Origin of the sequence: Bacillus cereus group sp. N8 (assembly GCF_016483685.1) — a bacterium.
Lineage (GTDB): Bacteria > Bacillota > Bacilli > Bacillales > Bacillaceae_G > Bacillus_A > Bacillus_A proteolyticus.
Genome location: NZ_JAEHBK010000052.1, coordinates 1 through 18534 on the forward strand (window position 1 = coordinate 1; position 18534 = coordinate 18534).

An 18534-nucleotide genomic window follows, 5' to 3' on the forward strand; every position below is an offset into this window, starting at 1 on the left:
GGATCGATGCCAGGATTCCCATGAATGTTTTCTCTGTTATTATGGCTTAATGAACTTTGGTGAGATTGATTAAATGAGATAGAGAACAACATAAAGTGCCACCACTTCCCCTAGATTAATTGATACAATAAGTCTAGCAAGGCGACGAAATTGTGTCAATTGACGTAACCCTATACGTATTTTGACGCTAACGTATCAAAATTAATAGGGGTCTGCGACGCTTATCGGCTTCACCGAGCCATGCTCAGCATGGCAAAATCAAACCTTGGGCATCGCCCAAACCCACTGGGGAACTCTTCCCCAGACCCCATATATCCAACTCCCCAACCCCTCAATCCTTGAGGGGCTCCCTCGCCGGTTGGCAGGGTCAAACGGGTTCCGTCTGACCCACACAAGAGGGTCTTGGGTGTGGTAAATATGTCAACTCCTTAATGCTCCTTCACTTCGCTTTGCTTCGTTCGTCCGCTTACCGTTGACATATAGCCATATTAAACCCGGTTTCTTTTTTTGAAATTTATTACAATAGATAATAGTTTATAAATAAAAAAGAGAAAGATTTTTATAATCCTTCTCTTTTTTTATACTAAAAACTACAAATACATCAATACATCAAAAATTTTGTGAACATGCAATTGAAGTACAAGGTCCACCAGTAGGTTGGAATACAACATTATCAACAAAAGCTGTTGCGCCTTGCCCTGGAGGTGGCTCAATATTTTGGAAAGAAATACATGCCTCTGTGACACCAGCAGGGATACAAACAACAAGAGTATAACTTTGGAAACTAGACTGTGGTTGTGTATTAACTGGTACAATATGTGGAATATTTGATGATCCAAGTGTTGTAAAAGCAGGAGGACATCCCTGTCCAAGCTCTGGAAACGATACAGCAGCGACAAGAAATGCCCCGTCTCTTACATCGGCAGCAAAAGAAAGCGTAAAACAACATCCTTCCTCAACATCAACGAGTTGAGTCAAGCTTCCGCCTGGTCCAATTGCCGCAGCTAAAAGACTAAACGTATCATTCGGAAGAAAACGACCACTATGAACATTTGGTCTACCTACTTCTTCAACATCCCCTGTTTGAACCCACCCTGGTACAGTATCACCTGTCACACCTGGGAAGTCAAATCCAGGATTGTCAAGAAGATTTGTACATGGACAACATCCTACTGCAGTTGGCCCTGTTGGCCCTGTTGGCCCTGTTGGCCCTGTTGGTCCTGTTAGCCCTGTCGGTGCTGTCGGTCCTGTTGGTCCTGTCGGTCCTGTCGGTCCTGTTGGTCCTGTTGGTCCTGTTGGTCCTGTCGGCCCAGCTTCAGGTATTGGCACTGGGGGGAGAAAACATTCACACGGAATATGAAACTTCTTATTAGATTTACCCATTTTTACACCAACCTTATCTTTTACCCACTTACACACACCCTATAACTTATTAATTAGTAAACTAATATGTATAAGAAAAAAACCTAAAAAATAAAAGTAAATATAAAAAGCAAGTCCTTATGTCACAAATATAAACCTATTTTATAATATATAAAGAACGTAGATTCACTCCAAATAACCTTCAATATTTATAAAATCAAGCTTTTTTCTCCAAAATTAAGAATACTAGTGTTATAGACGTTCCTGTTTCTCCTATTGGACCTGTTAGCAAAGTAAACGAAAAAATAGATGGGGATGTTGAATGAATTAAACTTTGTTCAACATCAGCTCCACATAAAACAATATTTTCTTCGTTTATACAATCACCTCCTATGACTAATTTTTACAGGAGGTGATTAGCTGTGGTTTTTCCTATTAACAACCAAAACAAAAATATGTTATAAATGCTCATAGCATTATACATTGGATTTTAAAAAAAGTGTTCTCCATAATAAAGTTAAACAAAAATTATCATTTTCATTTCATCTTTAAATTTCACATTATTTTATATCGATTTCAATTGTAATTTTCAATGTAAACTTTTGAATATTAGTTTACTTTCATTTCACCTTAAATATTGACTTCTTACCAATTCTACTGATATCTTCAAAATCAACAACAAAAGTATACATTCAAAATACTACAAATAAAGAAGTGATTCTAGCTAAACATAAATAGCTAATTCACTTAATCTATGATTATCAACAATTAAATAAGGGTGGGTTATTTTTTAGATAACCCACCCTTATTTAAAACTAAAGAATCTGCGTTAGTTCTGAGTTCAAAACTCGTTGTGCAGTAATAATAACATTACCAGGTGCTATTCCGTAGACACTGTATAAACCACCGTTTTGATTAGGAACAATTTCAACTTCATATTGAAGCGCTTGCCCCAAAGTAGAGTGAACTAAACTTAGATTTATAAATTCAGAAGCATTAGCAGCCACATTAAAGTTTATCTGTTCGATTAATGTTCTTGTACCGTCTAGTCTAAAAGATCTAACTAACCCAGTAAGTGGACCTGCAGTACGATTGAGAATTTTAACCCTAGCTCTAGTTGCATTAGTAGGTTGATTTCCTACATTTTCAATTGGACCAGTAGAGAAAGGCATTTTAAATTCACCTCCTACTAAATTAAAAGATTAATAACCTATAGATTATAGTTTCATAGTATTCAATATTTTATTAAAATGATCCAAATCAATTAACCAATTCGTTTTAAAAATAAAAATAAAGTTTACATAACACCACTTATCAGGAGTCCATGTATCTCAAAATCTATAAAAAAATCCCTTTAGATCTTCCTTCTAAAGGGATTTTTCGTTCACATAATCTGTATTATCAGTAATTTTTATTTATCTAATTTAAAATACTCTGGATGTTCTGCTTTCATAGATAAAATGTTACCACACTCCGTGCAAACATCAGCAATCACACTTGAAAATTGATTAAAAAGGTTATTCGTACTAATAAGTCTTAAACATGCTTGGACATCTAATGAATCTTGCCTGATTTCTCTAAAACCACAATTAGGACATTTCTTATTCATTTTCAATTCCTTCTTCCTAAGATTTAGTTCACATAAAATCCGATTATCAGTAGTATCCAAAAAGTTCAGGGTTCTCATATAACCCTAAGCTTTACTTTTATATTCATTTTTCTATATTTTTTAGAGGTGGCGAAAAATAATTAATCAAATTTCAAAAAATTATTTCCAAAACTCATACCATTTCTTATCTTTACTTGTTGCAATCATCTTCTTAACTTCCTGGACTTCCCTTATTGTTTGCATGAGCATTTCAGCGCGTCCCTGATTCTTCGCTACGTCTTCGCTAGTATTCGTCGCTATAAGCGCTTGGGATTCCTGTATCGTTTGTATAGCGCTCAATAACTCTGATTCTCTTTGTGCAAATCGCTGGTCTTGTTCAACTAAACGTTTGTTTAATTCTTGTAGTAATTCATTTTGCTTTTCAATGACCTCGTTTTGATCTTGAAACATCGTCTGTAGCGTTGTAGCGTTGAAATCCGATTCTTCATAGCGCTCAATTTCGTGTCGCTCTAATGGCAATACCTCAACGCCTTGATGCCATGATACTATTTGTTTTGTGGCGTTTTCTAATGTCATGTCTGTGTCGTTCTTTAGGTTAATAACCTTACGAAACACCATTACATCACTTTCTCTATACTTCCTATGCCCACGTTCATTCTTTATGAAAATATAACCCTCTTTTTCTAATACATCAGCATACTTACGTAATGTACTAGATCGGATACCTAATTGCTCTGCCACGTCGCCAGGACCATATAGCGTCTTCATAGCGTCTCACCTCAAAAATATATTCGCTATAGCAATGATATACTCTTTTTCCTAATAATTCACGTATCACTCTTTTTTTATAATAATATTTTATTTATTTATTCATATGTACAATTAATGAACTGCAGATAATCATATATTATTGTCTGTAGTTCATTAATAAACTTCAATAAACAAATTGCAAAAGCTGTTATACATACATATACATAACTGAAAAAAATAAATACATTGGCATTGAACAGTTTTAAAAATCTAAAGTAATTTCAAAAAGGAGATTAAATAACATGAGTGAACAATGTCCAATTAATGTATCATGTCATGTGGTAGGACAAACTCGAGCATCATTAAATAATGGAATTACAGCACCAATTATTACTACAAAAACACCTATTGTACAAATACCAGTTGTATTAGCTGAAAGAACAATTCAAATTGTTGTAGAATCCAATATTTCATTAGATCCTCCAGCAATTGAAATTAAACGTATCTTAAAAAACGACGTATTTTTGAAACAATGTAATTTAGTTCCTCTAGCATTTACTCCAATACCAGGTACAAATTACCGCCTAGTTACAAAAGCTAAATTATTTTTTCAAGGATATATTCGTAAAAATATTGAATATGTAAATGATGGATATAATAGAGTTATATATAACTGCATTGTAAATGTTCCATTTTCTAATTCTATAGATCTAATAGAGGATGATTTTCTATCTTTAGCTTTAATAGCTGGTTCCTCAGATACTACATCTCATTTTATTAATCCTAAAAACGGTGATTTACCACATTCAGAAAATTATCCCTTCGAAAATACAATCTTTTATAACAAACAACCATATTGTGAATTAGTCAGTACTCAATTTGTTGGATTAGACTTTTCTCCTTGTCTAACAGACTTAAACGAACCATTTGATACTCTTCATGAAAGAATTGTATTAAACCTTACTTTAAAGGTTTTACAAATACAACAAGTACAAATTTAAAACAAAGAAAACTTCTTATTTTTCAAAATCAATCCACTTTAAAAGAACACCAATGCCCGTTGATGTTCTTTTAAAAGAGACTATAAAATGAAATGAAATGAAATAAGTAAGTGAAACCTATTCCAATACTACAATATATGTTTGACTAACATTTATAGTGCTAAAAATTCAATATCATTATTAATAATAGACAAAAAGCTCACTTCTTATCTTTCTTCAAATAAAAAGAAAAAGTCTCTTTATCATTAGATTTTAATTTATTGACCAAACAGACGATTCCAAAATGACTTCTTCTGTTCTGAAGCTGCTATTAAGCGATTGCTATCCTGCATTTCTTTTAATACCTGCATTAATTGAACATCTCTTTGTTTTTCTCTTATTATTCGTTGAGCATCTGTTTCCTGTAAAAGTTTACTCTGTTGATCCAATCTTTGAATCAACTCTAAATTAAGTTTTTCCAATCGTTCTATACGTTCTACTAATGCTTTTATGTGTTCTGTGTCTACTACACTATCCGTAGCAACTGTTGCTACCTCATTTTCTTCAACACTTGATATCACTAAATTTACAGCGTGTTCTAGTGTTATACTCTTCTTGTTCATAGCTGCTATTAGCCGTTCTATAGTTGCTACGTCTTTATGAAAAAAGACTCTAGAATTATTATTACCTCGCTCAAAAAGATACCCGGCTTCTTCCAGGGCAAGGCAATATTTACGTAAAGTACTTGAGCCAATCCCTAAGTTCTTGGCTACCTCTGATCCCCAATAAGTTTGAGCCATAATTTGTCCTCCCCCTCCTCTAAGCTGTTCTTTAGTTGCTATATAGTGTTTTCCTTCCTTAGAAAGGTAACACCTTTTTTTCAAATTTAAAGAAATGCTTTTATTACCTTTTAAAGCCACTAATCAATATTTATATGTTTAAATACTTTAATGTAAATTTACTTTCAAATCATCTAAAACAATATCCATTATATTTAAAAAAGAAAGGAAACCTATTAGTAACTTCCTTTCTTTCCAAGGAGATTTAAATAAAAGCGTAAACAAGTGCACCACTACTCGTCTCACACTATAATTTATGTTTTCTTATTCAAAATAGTGCAATTTACTTTAGTATTATTTATCTTTTTTTAAATATAAAAAAACCTACCAAAATTTTAACGAAAACACATACTAAGTAAAATCTAATACAAAAAACATTAATTTTATTAATCTAATTTAGCTTGTTATATTTCAAAATGAGAAAAATAACTATTATACAGGCCCTCACATAAATAGATATATTAAATATTATATTAAAGCAAATACCTTTAAATAAAAAATAAACGGAGGTTTTTTTTAATTGAATAACCAAGAAAACTATTATTCAGATGATCACCACAAAGATTGTAAGGTTAAATCAGAAACACAAACTCCATTCAGTGATACTCCAGCAGCACCTGTTCTTACAAACAATCCAATAGTTAAAATTCCAGTTGTATTAGCAGAAAGAACGCTTCAAATTGTAGTTGAAGCAAATATTCCACTTTGTCCACCAGCAGTAGAAATTAAAAGAGTGTTAAAAGATGTATTTTTACAACAATGTAAACTAGTACCTGTTGAATATGAGCCAATTGATGCAACAGGATATTATCGAGTAACAAGAGCAAAATTGTTTGTAGAAGGTTTCATTCGTAAAAATATTGAATACGCTGCTAAAGACTGCAATGGCGTAATTCATGATAAAATTGCAAAAGTTCGATTCTCTGGTTTTGCTGATTTAACTGCAGGTGACTTTCTTTCTAACCCAATATTAGCCTTTGCTTCGGAAAATAAGGCTCGTTTCATTAATCCAAAAAACACTGATGTTCCTCGTCTAGACAAATTCTTCTTTGAAAATAATGTTTTCTATAATGAACAACCATACTGTGAATTAATTAGTGCAGAATTTTATGAGCTTGATTTTTCACCATGTGATCATGATGATGATTTTGATTATGGTCATCATGATTCATGTGATAAAAATCATGAGAAAGAATTTGAAAACTTACGTGAAAAAATCGTTCTTGATCTTACTTTAAAAGTATTACAAACTCAACAAGTAAGAGTTGGCGGAACAACAACAACTAGACAATCTGGTTGCTAATTAAAAATGTTCATACACTAAAAAGAAAGAAGAATCTTTTAGGATTCTTCTTTCTTTTTTCTATTAAATTTTAAAATTTAATAGAAAAAAGAAAAACTTCAAAATGATTTCTTCTGTTCTGTGTCTGCTACGCTACCTATAGCAACAGTTGCTACGTCAATTTCTTCAGTACTTGATATTGCTAAGTTTATAGCTTGTTCTAGTGTTATGTTCTTCTTGTCCATAGCTGCTATCAGCCGTTCTATAGTTGCTACATAACATTTTCTTTTGCATCTACCAATCTAATAATTTATACAAATTTTTATACAAAAAAAACAAAAAAAGAAAATAGCAAAGATCGCTAGAATCCTCGCTATATCAACGATGTATAAAATCATGTATAAGAGATAAATAGACATGAAAGCAAGAAACCTTATAAAAACAAGGATTCTATCAAAATAGTTGCTACCGATAATAGGACGTTATGTTAACCTCACATGTATAGGATATACATCATGAATTTTATTAGACAAGCATACAAGCCAAGTTACTAGATTCGAATATAAATAATTATATTAAACTTCGAAAAAAAGGAGATGAATTGTTTTGAACTCATGTTTTTCAAAACATAAGAAATGCTGCCGTAGAATTTTTCCTGCTTTCCCACCTGCCTCCCCACCGGAAGTCAGAGTTCTAGCTTATGTGACGAATTCTGGTGATGATCCAGCAGCTGATACAATCTCAGTGATCAACACTACCACCAACACTGAAATCCTCCCACGTATCCCCGTTGGAGACAACCCCTTAGGAATCGCCATCACTCCCGATGGATTACGTGCTTATGTTACAAATAGCTTTCATAATACAGTCTCGGTAATTAATACTACCACTAACATGATCATCGGTAACCCAATCCCTGTTGGAAATTTCCCATTCGGGATAGCCATCACTCCCGATGGATCACGTGCTTATATTGCAAATTTAGTTGATGATACAGTCACCGTAATCAACATCGCGACTAACACCGAAATCCTCCCACGTATCCCCGTTGGAAACGACCCCGTAGGAATCGCCATTACTCCCGATGGATCGCGTGCTTATGTCACCAATTCATTTAGTAATAATGTCTCAGTGATCAGCACCGCCACCAATACCGAAATCTTCCCACGTATTCCCGTTGGAGAGTTACCCATAGAGATAGCCATCACTCCAAATGGATCGCGTGCTTATATCACCAGTGGCGTTATTGATGGTACTAGTGATACAGTCTCTATAATTAATATTTTCACGAATACTGAAATCCTTCCACGTATCCCCGTTGGGGATGGTCCTAGAGGAATAGCTATCACTCCCGATGGATCACGTGCTTATGTCACTAATTTATTTGATAATAATATCTCAGTGATTAATACCGCCACCAATACTGAAATTCTCCCACGTATCCCCGTTGGAAATGGTCCTATACGGATAGCCATCACTCCCGATGGATCACGTGCTTATGTTACCAATATTAGTGATAATAATGTATCTGTGATCAACACCATCACCAATATTGAAATCTTTCCACGAATCCCCGTTGGAGATTTCCCCTTCGCGATCACGATCGCAATCATTCCGAACTTCTTTTAACATATCCTTATTTTCTGTATCCCATTAAGGAGGCAATACATTGAAAAAAAAAGACATTCTTGTTTCCATTCAAAAAGAATTAGAGGAAAATCCACAAACAACTAGCTTAGATATCTCCAAAAAGTACAGAATCCCCTTTATCATCGTTGAAATCTTTAGAATAAAGATAGCAAAAAAATCATAAAGTAGCGTGTTAAATACAAAATATATTCTTTCAAATCAAACATAAATAATATTATGTTTGATTTGTTTTATATTGTTTTTCATCACCATAAAGACAATTTTAAATGAATACATATTCATTTTGTTTTTTCTCTTTTTTATGATTTTATTCTTTTTTTTTTGATCTAAAGCTTGTGTTTTGGCTAGAGTGCCGGCTCGCCGTATGGGGGCGAGACCCCATGAACTTACCGTATCTATATATAGAATAAGGATTATTTTTGAGCGATTTACCTAAGCGATTCGGCTCGTATACTTGCTAATCCAAGTCGATAACCATTATCTTGCGTTTTGTCTGTCGGCTTGGCGAAAAAAGCAAATCGAGCCGAAAAAAGTTTTGCAAGGACACAATAAAAAAAGAAAAAGCGTTAGCTTTTAGGTGAGGATAAACGAACCGACTTATTTTTATTGTGAGGGTGGAGATTTTTGAGTGTTTTTCTCAAAAATACGACCCGTTCCTTGCGGAACTTTTAGCTATATATATAAGAGTGAGAAGAGCAAAGTGAAGAAAGTCAGCAATAGCAAGGCTTTATGAGGTATAGGGTGTTGCAAAAAAGCAACACCTGTGTTGCAAAAAAGCAACACCTAAAAAATGGAAAAGCACATAAAAAAAAAGATGTCAATGACATCATTTCTTCTCATTCCTAAAATAAATAGACTGGTAATTTATGTTTTTTACCATCTTCAGCAACAAAATTTTTAAGAGACTTCTTAAAAATTCTTTGTGTAGCTTTGTCTACTCCATCTTTTGGAGAACAGCACATAATGTTAGGATTTATAAACCATGTACGACTCGTACAAATACGTCCATCTTCTGTTGTCATTCCAGATTCCGCAACCGCCAATACTCCTTTTTCCATTAAAGAATTCATCATCATTGAAACCCTTGAACGATCTCTCTTCAATTCTTTTGCTAAATAACTAGGTGTAGCATTATCTGAATCAAATTCATTTTCCTCATTTGCTCGTTCTACAAGAATATTCGTTTTAAATTCTACATAAGGCACTAAATCCATTAGAAAAGCCTTTTCAGCATTTGTAAGATAGTTTATTTTTGCTAAGTAATTATAATTATCTGTAATCATTTGCACAAACTTCACCCTATCCGTAGGCTTTTTCTTTTTACCAATGAAATATTCTTCCCCACCAGTCGCCTTACTTAACAACTGCAAAAGCATTATTTTTTCTTCTTCCGAGTAACCACCTGCTTGCAATTGGTCATAAATACTATCAATCTTACTATCTCTTATTTTCGCTTTTTTTTCAGCTTGTCCAAAATCTACAACTTTTGTCATAAAATAATTCTCTCCCTTAGTGGAAGGAATCAACTTTTATATGTTAGAATGTATATAGAATATATAAATGGTTGATTCCAACCTTATTATGAAAAACCGTCTCGCCGTCCAAAGCTAGAGCGGTTTTTCTCGTTTATACGTCTTTCTCTATAGTAACATGAAACACCTTATTAAAACCTTCCGTCTCTTGCAAAAACACAACATTCAACCCTCTTTTTCTTCTTCAAACTCATGCAATTCAATGTTTTTATCATTATCACTCCTATCTTTCCCTGTCAAAATCTCGATGTCTGCTTATTTCTCTCTTATGTTCACGTTCAAATTGATTATCTACTCCCTTGCTATCCAATTCATTTTTAACAATTCCCCTAAGCACCTTAAATTGCTCTTTAAGAACTTTTTTCGTTTGTATATACAAAACTCTTATATTCGTCTGTAAACCCTTTATATGAGATTTTAACGAGCTTATTTCTCTATTTAATACACCAACTTCTTTTTGCAACTTACTTTTTTCTTGTTTCAACGTTCGATTTTCTTTCATCCAGCTCTCTGCATGCACTTTTAAACTCTCATTCTCTTTCACAAAGTCTGTCTTTTTCAAACGCTCATAATCCTTTTTGATAGTAACCGCTGCATTCACTTGCTTTGTAAATTCTTGATATTGTTCCGGTGATAATACATAATTTCTTGTCTGTTTCTTTGTAATTTCAGCTTTCCCAAACATTTTATCTTGTACTTCTGTTATTACTTCTCTATGCAAAAACGGAATCACAACAGGCTCATTTGGTACTTGATCCCTAACACTATCTAATTCTTTTTGCATTTGTTTTACTCTATTTTCTAACTCTACATGACACTCGCCAATTAGCTGTAGCTTTTCACTTTCACTCTCTACTTGTTGTTTTACTATCTCTAATTCTTTGTACTTATCCACAACATCACTTTCTAAACTCTTTTTCGCTACTTCTAATTCGTTTGTTTTCTCTTCAACATTTTTTAAATGATGGTCAATCGTTTGTAAATGCGTTTCTTTTTCTTGTACTTGATTCTCAACAATTGATCTTGTTTCTGCATATTCCTTGTATTGACGTACTTTCATGTATTTATGTGAACCTACATTGGCACGTTCAAAATTCGGAATGTGTTCTTTCGCTAATTGCTCAATATAGGCCGTTTCTAATTGTCTCCAATTCGTAATTAACTCTGTCCCTTTTCCTTGCACGCCTTGTTGTTGCAAGGCTCTATCCATTCCGACACGCCTCGTTAATCCTCGACTACTTTCGAAATGCGGTACATAGTTAATATGTAAATGCGGATTGGCTTCATCATCATGTAAAACCATGTTATAGACTGCTAGATTTGGATTTCGCCCTTGAAACGCCTCCGCATACTGTTTTAACGCTTCTTTTTTAGCTTCCCTATACTTTGGGTCATCTTTACCCTCTCCAACCGCTACAACCAATTCTCGTTGCTCATGTGTCTTTTCATTTTTATGTATTTTGTCATAGTAGTCCTGAATCTTACGGTCATTTCGTTTTTGCTTATCATTATACTTGTCCACCGCTTCTTGAAAGACATCCTTGTATACACTTCGGATATCCTTTTGAACAAAGTAGATATTCTCGTCTAACCTGGATGGATCGATGCCAGGATTCCCATAAATGTTTTCTCTGTTATTATAGCTTAATAAACTTTGGTGAGATTGATTAAATGAGATAGAGAACAACATAAAGTGCCACTACTTCCCCTAGATTAATTGATACAATAAGTTTAGCAAGGCGACGAAATTGTGTCAATTGACGTAACCCTATACGTATTTTGACGCTGACGCATCAAAATCAATAGGGGTCTGCGACGCATTTCGGCTTTGCCGATCCATGCCCAGCATGGCAACAACAAACCTTGAGCTTTGCCCAAACCCACTGGGGAACTCTTCCCCAGACCCCATAAAAAAACACCCCCAACCCCCTCATTTTTTTGAGGGGGCTCCCTCGCCGGTAGGCAGGGTCAAACGCGTACCGTTTGACAACCACAAGAGGGTTTGGGTGTAGTGAATCTATCAACTCCTTAATGCTCCCTTCGGTCCGCTTACCGTTGACAGACGCCATATATAACTCGTTTAATTACATTTATTTCATTCCACCTATTGGCGACTGAATACCTGATCCACAACAACAATTACCCATACATGCGCTTCAGACGCTCCAAATTAATCCCTAACCTCGATTTAACTTCCTACACATCCAAAAGAATCTATCAGACAAGCTATACTGATTTTATACGATTTGTTTGTTTTTCATTGATTTAAAACTGAACACTTTGTTTAATTTTTAGACATATTATATAAATGTTTATTTATTTTTAACTGAGGTGAATTATTATGATAAATCCTTACTATATTGGAAACAGACAAGCAGGCCCAGTCTTTTCACTCCATGCAGCTCAAGTAACAATCCATGCAATGCAACATGCTATGCAACATATGCCATACTATTATCATCCAACTATACCTTATCATGGAACAATTCAATATTATCCAGATATGGAATATCCATCTCAAAGTATATATCCTACTACTTTTACAACAATTCCATTTTATTAACATCCTCTTGTTTTTAGTATGTTCGGCTTGGCGACATGCCGTCACTTGCTAGTCCAAGTCGTGCTACCTAAATCCTCGTTTTTGTTATTCTCGAAAGTAAACTTTTGAATAGAAGTTTACTTTCATTTTCATCAACATAAAAAACCACAACAATCGCTGTGGTTTTGACCAAAACTATATTGTAAATGCTCATAGCATTGTATGCTGGATTTTAATTGTAAGTTCCAATGTAAAACTTTAGTATATTAGTTTACATTCATTCCCTTGATTTCATTGATTTTATCGAAATTTACCCATTTTCTCTAAAATCAACGGCAAAAGTATACATTCAAAACACTGTAAATAAAGAGATCATAAAACCCATAAACAAAAAAGAACATAGCGTTGATGTATAACCTATTCGAAGATCTCTTGGTTTCTTATAATTATTATATTTATACCTAGATAATGCACTTTCACAATAAATAAGTGAATACGATATTACATAAATATTGCTTTAGGAGTGGTTATATTATGAATCTTTTTTTCTACAAGACATGTTGTAACTCCTGTGAGTCCGTCAGTTCATCACGCTGCACCTGTTCATGTAGCAAGTTTTTTAGAAATCCCTCCTTTTGAACAATACGGTGCATATCCTTAATACCTCATACCTTCTACCTCTATCCCAACAACTTCTTATCATCCATACTATTATCCTAGTCCATTAGTAGATTTTTTAAGCCTATCCGCTTCTACCGTTCCAAAGGTTGTCCCGTTTACATTTCCTATTAATAAGTAAAGAGAAAAGGAGGTTTAGATAAAATGCCTTGTATTATAACAGGTTTAACTGCTCCAGTTTGTTTAACCCTTGTCTACAATTTAAGCAATCGCATAATTATAGATTCTTCTATTGATTGTGTGGAAGAGGGAAAAGAGTGTGAACTAGAAGTTGTATTAGATTCTTTTAATAAAAATTTAACCATTAAAGTACCATTAACTCTTGAAGGTGAAGTTGCATTTACTGACAATACACAATCAGGTTGCATTACAACGGGTGTGCGTTTAACTGAAACTTAATAAAAGCTGTTTATTTTTAAGTGTACGATATTTATAAAATCGTACACTTTCATTTACTCCAGTCATTTTCATAAAAAGATCAATTAATCAGATTTAAATATTTTTTTGTTTAGCCACGATCTTTTTATTTCATTGAGTTCTTTTTTAGTATGGTTTTCAATCAATTTTTTCATGTCCGTGTCCCGGTCCATCCGAACACTGATATACCCCTTCAGAAGGTCCATTATCTTTTGATTTTCCTCTAAATTCTTCTGCAACTCTTTCACCAGCTGCGTTATTTGGCTGTTGTCTTGATTCTGGTGAATTTGATTTTTGATTTCTTCAACTCCATCTAAATGTTTTGGTTTGAATAAGTCATTTAATGGTAATCGAATTGGCTCGTTTAGACTTTTCACTAATCGTTCCTGAAATTTATTTTCGGAACTGTTCATATCCATGTTTTTACCCTCACCTTTTTCAAGAATGATAAGATATTATACGGACAAGAACTTAAAAAAGTGAGACCATTTTCATTTTTAAGTTTTTTGTAAGGTTGAACAAAATCCAAAGTATTGCATGAATACTTTATACAAATCTAATTAACATAACCTGTCATTATCGGCAGTAAACAAAAAGGCGCACCCTTTGTTATATAAGAAGTGAGCCTTTTTGTTTATTTATTAAATAAACGATTCCACAAAGAATTTTTTTGTTTTGTAATTGCAAGCTGTTGAATACTTCGTATATTTTCCATCAACATTTTATCTTTTTCATTTGCTCGGTTTTCTTGTCGAGTAAGTTGATGTTCCATACGTTCTAAAATTTCTCTATCACTTTTTCGTTCCTTCTCCATCTCTTCAATTTTTTCTAATAAGTGTCTATTATGTTTGTCTTGCTCTTTTATATAATCTATTAAACTTTGTATAGATTCATTTGTTACAGGAGTTAGAGAACGGCTAGAAGAGTGGGTTTCACTTTTAGATTCTTGTTGTATTTCTTGGAGAGCGCCCCCCGTTCTTGATGAAGAGCGGTTTCCTTCACGCTTAGATATAATAACTTTTGCAGCTTGTTCTAAGTTGAATTTTTGCTCTTGTACTAAACTTTTAAACAGTATAAGTGTATCTTGATCATAGTGAGTATAATAGCGAGTACCATCATCATTTTTCTCCCAGTAATATCCGTTCTTTTCTAGCGCGGCAGCCCACTTTCTTAAAGTACTTACCCCAATATTTAATCGTTCACTCATTTCTTTGTTTAACAAAACATATTCATATTCTTTCAAGCTATCACCTCACTCTTTAGAATATCACAAATTTTCTTGTGGGCGCTCGTTCACCCGCTCTTCAATGATTATTCGAAAATTAAAGAGAATTCCCTTTAATTTTAAAATTAGCCGGAGTAGAACACAGTAAATCAACTACCTTTTTTATACAAGATTTTATACAAATTTTTGTACTAATACAGGACATTCATAAGCCTGAAAAATCCTAATATCTCCACAATGTATAAATTCATGCATATCATGATAAACAAAGAAAAAGTGAAATCCTTATTATATCAATAGATTTTGCTTTTTCCTTGCTACCCATAATGAGACGTTATGTTAACTTTACATGAATAACATATACATTAAAAAATCTGAACAAATCGTTTCTCTCAAATTGTATAATTAGGAAAAAAAAGGAGAGAAACAAATGAAGTATTTTTGTAAGTCTCTAAGTCTTGGAATTGCATTGCTATTGTTGGCTTCCTGTCAGCAAAAGACAATGACATTTCAAGAAATCTTTCCTGTCAAACACATTACAAAACTAGAAATTACAAAAGGCAACGGAGAAAAGAAAATCATTACCGATGAAACAAAAATTAATAATTGGCTAAAAAAAGTGAAAGAAACAAAATTTAATCCAAAGAAAAATCAAGAAAAAAGGGTTGGCTATCTATATGCTGTAAAAATGTACGATAGGGAAAAAGAAATAGGATCTTTTACAACCTCCAAAATCAATGATTATTATTATGAGCGTAATACCAATTTTGAAGGGGAAATTACAAACGTATTGAATTGAAACAACTTCCAATAACGAAAATTATGTAAATAAGCTGCCCATATGGGCAGCTTATTCTATTTTTTTGCTTAGCGTGGTTTTTTTCCAAAATGCTGGCGGTACCCCAATATAGACATTTTCATAGCTTTATGGAACATGAACTGTAAATGCTCTGGTACGTTTTCTTTATCTCCTGCAAAAATAATATGAGGAGTTACATTTAGTTTCAACACAATCATGTTAATTCATCCTAAGCCAAAAACACCCACATCCTTCTGAAGTATGATTCCATACTAAATCAAAAGCTTGACTTAATTCAGTATCTAATTGGATAAACATAGAAGGAAAAATAATCTCAAACTGATTTCCATTAGCTAATAAGGCTGTAGCAAGTAAATATTGTTCATTGTAAAAACGGAAATTCCATTCAGCCGGATAATCATAGGGAAGAAAAATATCATGGATTCCAACAAGAACTCCAGGGCGTAATAGAGGCATTATTTCTAAAAAAAAGATTGTTACATCTGAATTTGTAAACGAACGATGACTGCCGTCAAAAAATAAAATATCCCCCTTTTGCAACTGCTCAAACATAGATAAATCTATGTTTTCAAGATGGTCTACTATAAGTTTATCGCAAATAGTATCTATTTCTGTTTTTGGAGATGGATCAATGGCAGTGATTTTTGTTTTTAATTTATGATCAGTAATTGCTTTTTTAACGAATGTAGTGGAGTATCCAGAACCAATTTCATAATAATTTGTTGGATTCATTTCACGTGTAAATACATACAAACTAATAGCATCTAATCCAGTCATGTAAGAATTGTGCCAACAAGGTTGTGTGTGATCCTGAGGATCTGGTAATGAGCTAATTTGCTTAAGATAAAACATAGACTTTAAACATAATTCCATATTTTTATGATAAATAGATCTGTTGTTATTTATGATGTCATATATCTTTTTATGTGCAGGTTTTTCCCAACCAAACCGAGGTGTAGGATTGATTGGATAGTCCAAATTTATTGGATAATTATAGAATGACAAAATACACATCCTCCTTCATTATTAAATTTCAAATTTTTTTCAAACTCAAAACAGTAAATCTAAGAATGTAAGTAGTTTTTCTTACTTGATATTCATTAGTTTATTTTGAATTTTCTTATTTAAAACTATAAAAAGTAAGCATGTTATACATAGATACCAAATCATCCAAGTATTAAACATAACTAAGAATTTTTTATTACATAAAAAAACTCTTAGTTTAACGATCGATAATATAGTTCACTATATTCCTCTTGTTTTTGGGTGTGAGTGCTGGCTCGTCGTGTGGGGGCGAAACCCCACATAGCGTTGATCCATATAGAAAAAGAACAATACTTTGAACGGAAAAACTGGCGATTCGGCGGGTATAATTGTTGATCCAAGTCGAGCAACTTAACCTCGTTTTTGGTCTGTTCGGCTTGGCGAAAGCTAAAAACCCGCCGAAAAAAGTTTTGCAAGGACAGAATCAAAAAGAAAGGCAAGAGCCTTCCTTTTTGATTCTGAGGGTGGAGATTTTTGAGTGTTCTTTTCAAAAATACAACCCGTTCCTTGCGGAACTTTTAGCCTTTATATATAGAGTGAGAAGAGAGAGAGTTTTAAAAGTGGTATGAAACGTTGATATAACTAGGTTTATGATGTTTTTCGTGTGTATCGAAAACAATACACATTCGTATCGAAAACAATACACACGAAAATGAGTAAAAAAATAAGATTGACTAATTGTCAATCTTAAAATAATTTATCTGGTAACTCTTTCAATATCTTCATTTTCATAGCTTTATAAAAGATCGCTTTAAGTGCTTCATTTACATTATCCTTATCTCCTGCATAAATAATGTGCGGATTTACAAATAATGAATAAGCTTTTGCATTATTTCCTTCAATTCCACTTTCAGCTTTCGCTAATATCCCTTTTTTAACCAAAGAATTTACTGAAAGACTTGTATTCGCTCGTGTTAATCCAATTTTTTTTGCAAGTCCTGAAATATTCAATGGAACTGGATTTTTTGATTTCACATCCTCAACAATACAGTTTGAATTAAAAGCAATCGAAGAAACAATATCAATTAAAAATGCTTTTTCTTTAGCTGTAAAGTATTCCCTTTCCCTTAAAAATTCATAATTACTTTGCAAAATTTGAGCAAACCTCACTTTCGACTGAGGACTTTTTTTAGTACCTATGTAAAGCTCTTTACCAGTAGCTTTAGCCATAGTTTCCATGGCTTTTTCTAATTCAACTTCTGAAACATCATTATATAACTCTTGAAATTTTTCATTTTCAATTTCTAAATCTCTTTTTCTAGCATTTCTTTCAGCTTGTCCAAAATCTACAACTTTTGTCATAAAATAATTCTCTCCCTTAGTGGAAGGAATCAACTAACCTATGCTACAATGTGTATAGAATATATATTAGGTTGATTCCAACCTGATTATGAAAAACCGCCTGTCCGCCAAGACATTGGGCGGTTTTTTCGTCTTTCTCTATAATAACATGGAATCTCTTACTAAGGATTCCCATCTGTTGCAAAAACACAACATTCAATCCTCTTTTTCTGCTTCAAATGCACCCAATTAGCAATTAATTCCGTTTCTTTTCCTTCTATTCCTTGCTGTGGCAAGGCTCTATCCATTCCGACACGCCTCGTTAATCCTCGACTACTTTCGAAATTCGGTACATAGTTAATATGTAAATGCGGATTTGCTTCATCATCATGTAAAACCATGTTATAGACTGCTAGATTTGGATTTCGCCCTTGAAACGTCTCCGTATACTGTTTTAACGCTTCTTTTTTAGCTTCCCTATACTTTGGGTCATCTTTACCCTCTCCAACCGCTACAACCAATT

General features: G+C 33.4%; 20 protein-coding genes and 1 pseudogene. 7 read left to right on the plus strand and 14 right to left on the minus strand.

Annotation, left to right across the window (positions count from 1 at the left end; genetic code table 11):
- Positions 1-609: 609 nt before the first annotated feature.
- The 4 genes from JDS80_RS28505 to JDS80_RS28520 all read right to left on the minus strand — a co-directional run bounded on the left by JDS80_RS28505 (position 610) and on the right by JDS80_RS28520 (position 3739).
- Positions 610-1383 (minus strand): collagen-like protein, encoded by a 774-nt coding sequence (locus JDS80_RS28505; RefSeq protein ID WP_199640588.1) that lies wholly within the window; start codon positions 1381-1383, stop codon positions 610-612.
- Between the two features lie 794 nt (positions 1384-2177).
- The gene (locus JDS80_RS28510) at positions 2178-2534 is read right to left on the minus strand and encodes an ATPase (protein WP_199640589.1); all 357 of its coding nucleotides are present in this window, start codon (positions 2532-2534) and stop codon (positions 2178-2180) included.
- Positions 2535-2773: 239 nt separating this feature from the next.
- The gene (locus tag JDS80_RS28515) at positions 2774-2971 is read right to left on the minus strand and encodes a hypothetical protein (RefSeq protein ID WP_098889156.1); all 198 of its coding nucleotides are present in this window, start codon (positions 2969-2971) and stop codon (positions 2774-2776) included.
- 159 nt (positions 2972-3130) lie between these two features.
- Positions 3131-3739 carry a DUF3967 domain-containing protein gene (locus JDS80_RS28520; protein WP_199640590.1) on the minus strand — a complete coding sequence of 203 codons (609 nt, stop codon included), beginning with the start codon at positions 3737-3739 and terminating at the stop codon, positions 3131-3133.
- 284 nt (positions 3740-4023) lie between these two features.
- Here JDS80_RS28520 and JDS80_RS28525 point away from each other — a divergent pair, with 284 nt between their 5' ends.
- On the plus strand, positions 4024-4722 hold the full coding sequence (locus JDS80_RS28525) for a CsxC family protein (RefSeq protein ID WP_199640591.1): 699 nt from the start codon (positions 4024-4026) through the stop codon (positions 4720-4722).
- 257 nt (positions 4723-4979) lie between these two features.
- On the opposite strand, the gene JDS80_RS28530 is transcribed toward JDS80_RS28525, so the two are convergent.
- On the minus strand, positions 4980-5501 hold the full coding sequence (locus tag JDS80_RS28530) for a DUF3967 domain-containing protein (protein WP_199640592.1): 522 nt from the start codon (positions 5499-5501) through the stop codon (positions 4980-4982).
- Between the two features lie 559 nt (positions 5502-6060).
- Here JDS80_RS28530 and JDS80_RS28535 point away from each other — a divergent pair.
- Complete coding sequence (locus JDS80_RS28535; protein ID WP_199640593.1) at positions 6061-6843, plus strand: CsxC family protein; 783 nt, start codon at positions 6061-6063, stop codon at positions 6841-6843.
- Between the two features lie 98 nt (positions 6844-6941).
- Here the strand turns inward: JDS80_RS28535 and JDS80_RS32010 are convergent, their stop codons facing one another.
- Positions 6942-7067, minus strand: coding sequence for a hypothetical protein (locus JDS80_RS32010; protein ID WP_257208339.1), 126 nt, complete (start codon positions 7065-7067; stop codon positions 6942-6944).
- 361 nt (positions 7068-7428) lie between these two features.
- On the opposite strand from JDS80_RS32010, the gene JDS80_RS28545 reads away from it, so the two are divergent.
- Both JDS80_RS28545 and JDS80_RS28550 read left to right on the plus strand, forming a co-directional pair.
- Positions 7429-8451, plus strand: a complete 1023-nt coding sequence (locus JDS80_RS28545) for a beta-propeller fold lactonase family protein (protein WP_199640594.1) — start codon at positions 7429-7431, stop codon at positions 8449-8451.
- Positions 8452-8491: 40 nt separating this feature from the next.
- Positions 8492-8635 (plus strand): hypothetical protein, encoded by a 144-nt coding sequence (locus JDS80_RS28550; RefSeq protein WP_176522295.1) that lies wholly within the window; start codon positions 8492-8494, stop codon positions 8633-8635.
- Between the two features lie 679 nt (positions 8636-9314).
- On the opposite strand, the gene JDS80_RS28555 is transcribed toward JDS80_RS28550, so the two are convergent.
- Both JDS80_RS28555 and JDS80_RS28560 read right to left on the minus strand, forming a co-directional pair.
- Positions 9315-9965, minus strand: coding sequence for a MarR family transcriptional regulator (locus JDS80_RS28555; protein ID WP_002162441.1), 651 nt, complete (start codon positions 9963-9965; stop codon positions 9315-9317).
- Between the two features lie 262 nt (positions 9966-10227).
- Positions 10228-11694 (minus strand): plasmid recombination protein, encoded by a 1467-nt coding sequence (locus JDS80_RS28560; RefSeq protein ID WP_199640595.1) that lies wholly within the window; start codon positions 11692-11694, stop codon positions 10228-10230.
- A gap of 651 nt (positions 11695-12345) precedes the next feature.
- Between JDS80_RS28560 and JDS80_RS28565 the strand changes: the two genes are divergently transcribed.
- Both JDS80_RS28565 and JDS80_RS28570 read left to right on the plus strand, forming a co-directional pair.
- The gene (locus JDS80_RS28565) at positions 12346-12567 is read left to right on the plus strand and encodes a hypothetical protein (protein ID WP_199640596.1); all 222 of its coding nucleotides are present in this window, start codon (positions 12346-12348) and stop codon (positions 12565-12567) included.
- Positions 12568-13368: 801 nt separating this feature from the next.
- A complete protein-coding gene (locus JDS80_RS28570) occupies positions 13369-13623 on the plus strand; it encodes a hypothetical protein (protein ID WP_199640597.1) in 255 nt (84 codons plus the stop codon).
- Positions 13624-13706: 83 nt separating this feature from the next.
- Here the strand turns inward: JDS80_RS28570 and JDS80_RS28575 are convergent, their stop codons facing one another.
- Together JDS80_RS28575 and JDS80_RS28580 are read right to left on the minus strand one after the other, a co-directional pair.
- Positions 13707-14060 carry a hypothetical protein gene (locus tag JDS80_RS28575; RefSeq protein WP_199640598.1) on the minus strand — a complete coding sequence of 118 codons (354 nt, stop codon included), beginning with the start codon at positions 14058-14060 and terminating at the stop codon, positions 13707-13709.
- A gap of 215 nt (positions 14061-14275) precedes the next feature.
- Positions 14276-14884: a MerR family transcriptional regulator gene (locus tag JDS80_RS28580; protein WP_199640599.1), complete on the minus strand. Its 609-nt coding sequence runs from the start codon at positions 14882-14884 to the stop codon at positions 14276-14278.
- A gap of 412 nt (positions 14885-15296) precedes the next feature.
- Between JDS80_RS28580 and JDS80_RS28585 the strand changes: the two genes are divergently transcribed.
- Positions 15297-15665, plus strand: coding sequence for a hypothetical protein (locus JDS80_RS28585; protein WP_199640600.1), 369 nt, complete (start codon positions 15297-15299; stop codon positions 15663-15665).
- A gap of 68 nt (positions 15666-15733) precedes the next feature.
- On the opposite strand, the gene JDS80_RS28590 is transcribed toward JDS80_RS28585, so the two are convergent.
- The 4 genes and pseudogenes from JDS80_RS28590 to JDS80_RS28605 form a co-directional block, all read right to left on the minus strand.
- Positions 15734-15883 (minus strand): hypothetical protein, encoded by a 150-nt coding sequence (locus tag JDS80_RS28590; RefSeq protein ID WP_199640601.1) that lies wholly within the window; start codon positions 15881-15883, stop codon positions 15734-15736.
- Between the two features lies 1 nt (position 15884).
- Positions 15885-16691 carry a class I SAM-dependent methyltransferase gene (locus tag JDS80_RS28595; protein ID WP_199640602.1) on the minus strand — a complete coding sequence of 269 codons (807 nt, stop codon included), beginning with the start codon at positions 16689-16691 and terminating at the stop codon, positions 15885-15887.
- A gap of 726 nt (positions 16692-17417) precedes the next feature.
- Entirely contained in the window at positions 17418-18032 is a 615-nt protein-coding gene (locus JDS80_RS28600) for a hypothetical protein (RefSeq protein WP_098609312.1), read from the minus strand.
- Between the two features lie 212 nt (positions 18033-18244).
- Positions 18245-18534: pseudogene (locus tag JDS80_RS28605) on the minus strand (plasmid recombination protein); the annotation flags it as partial.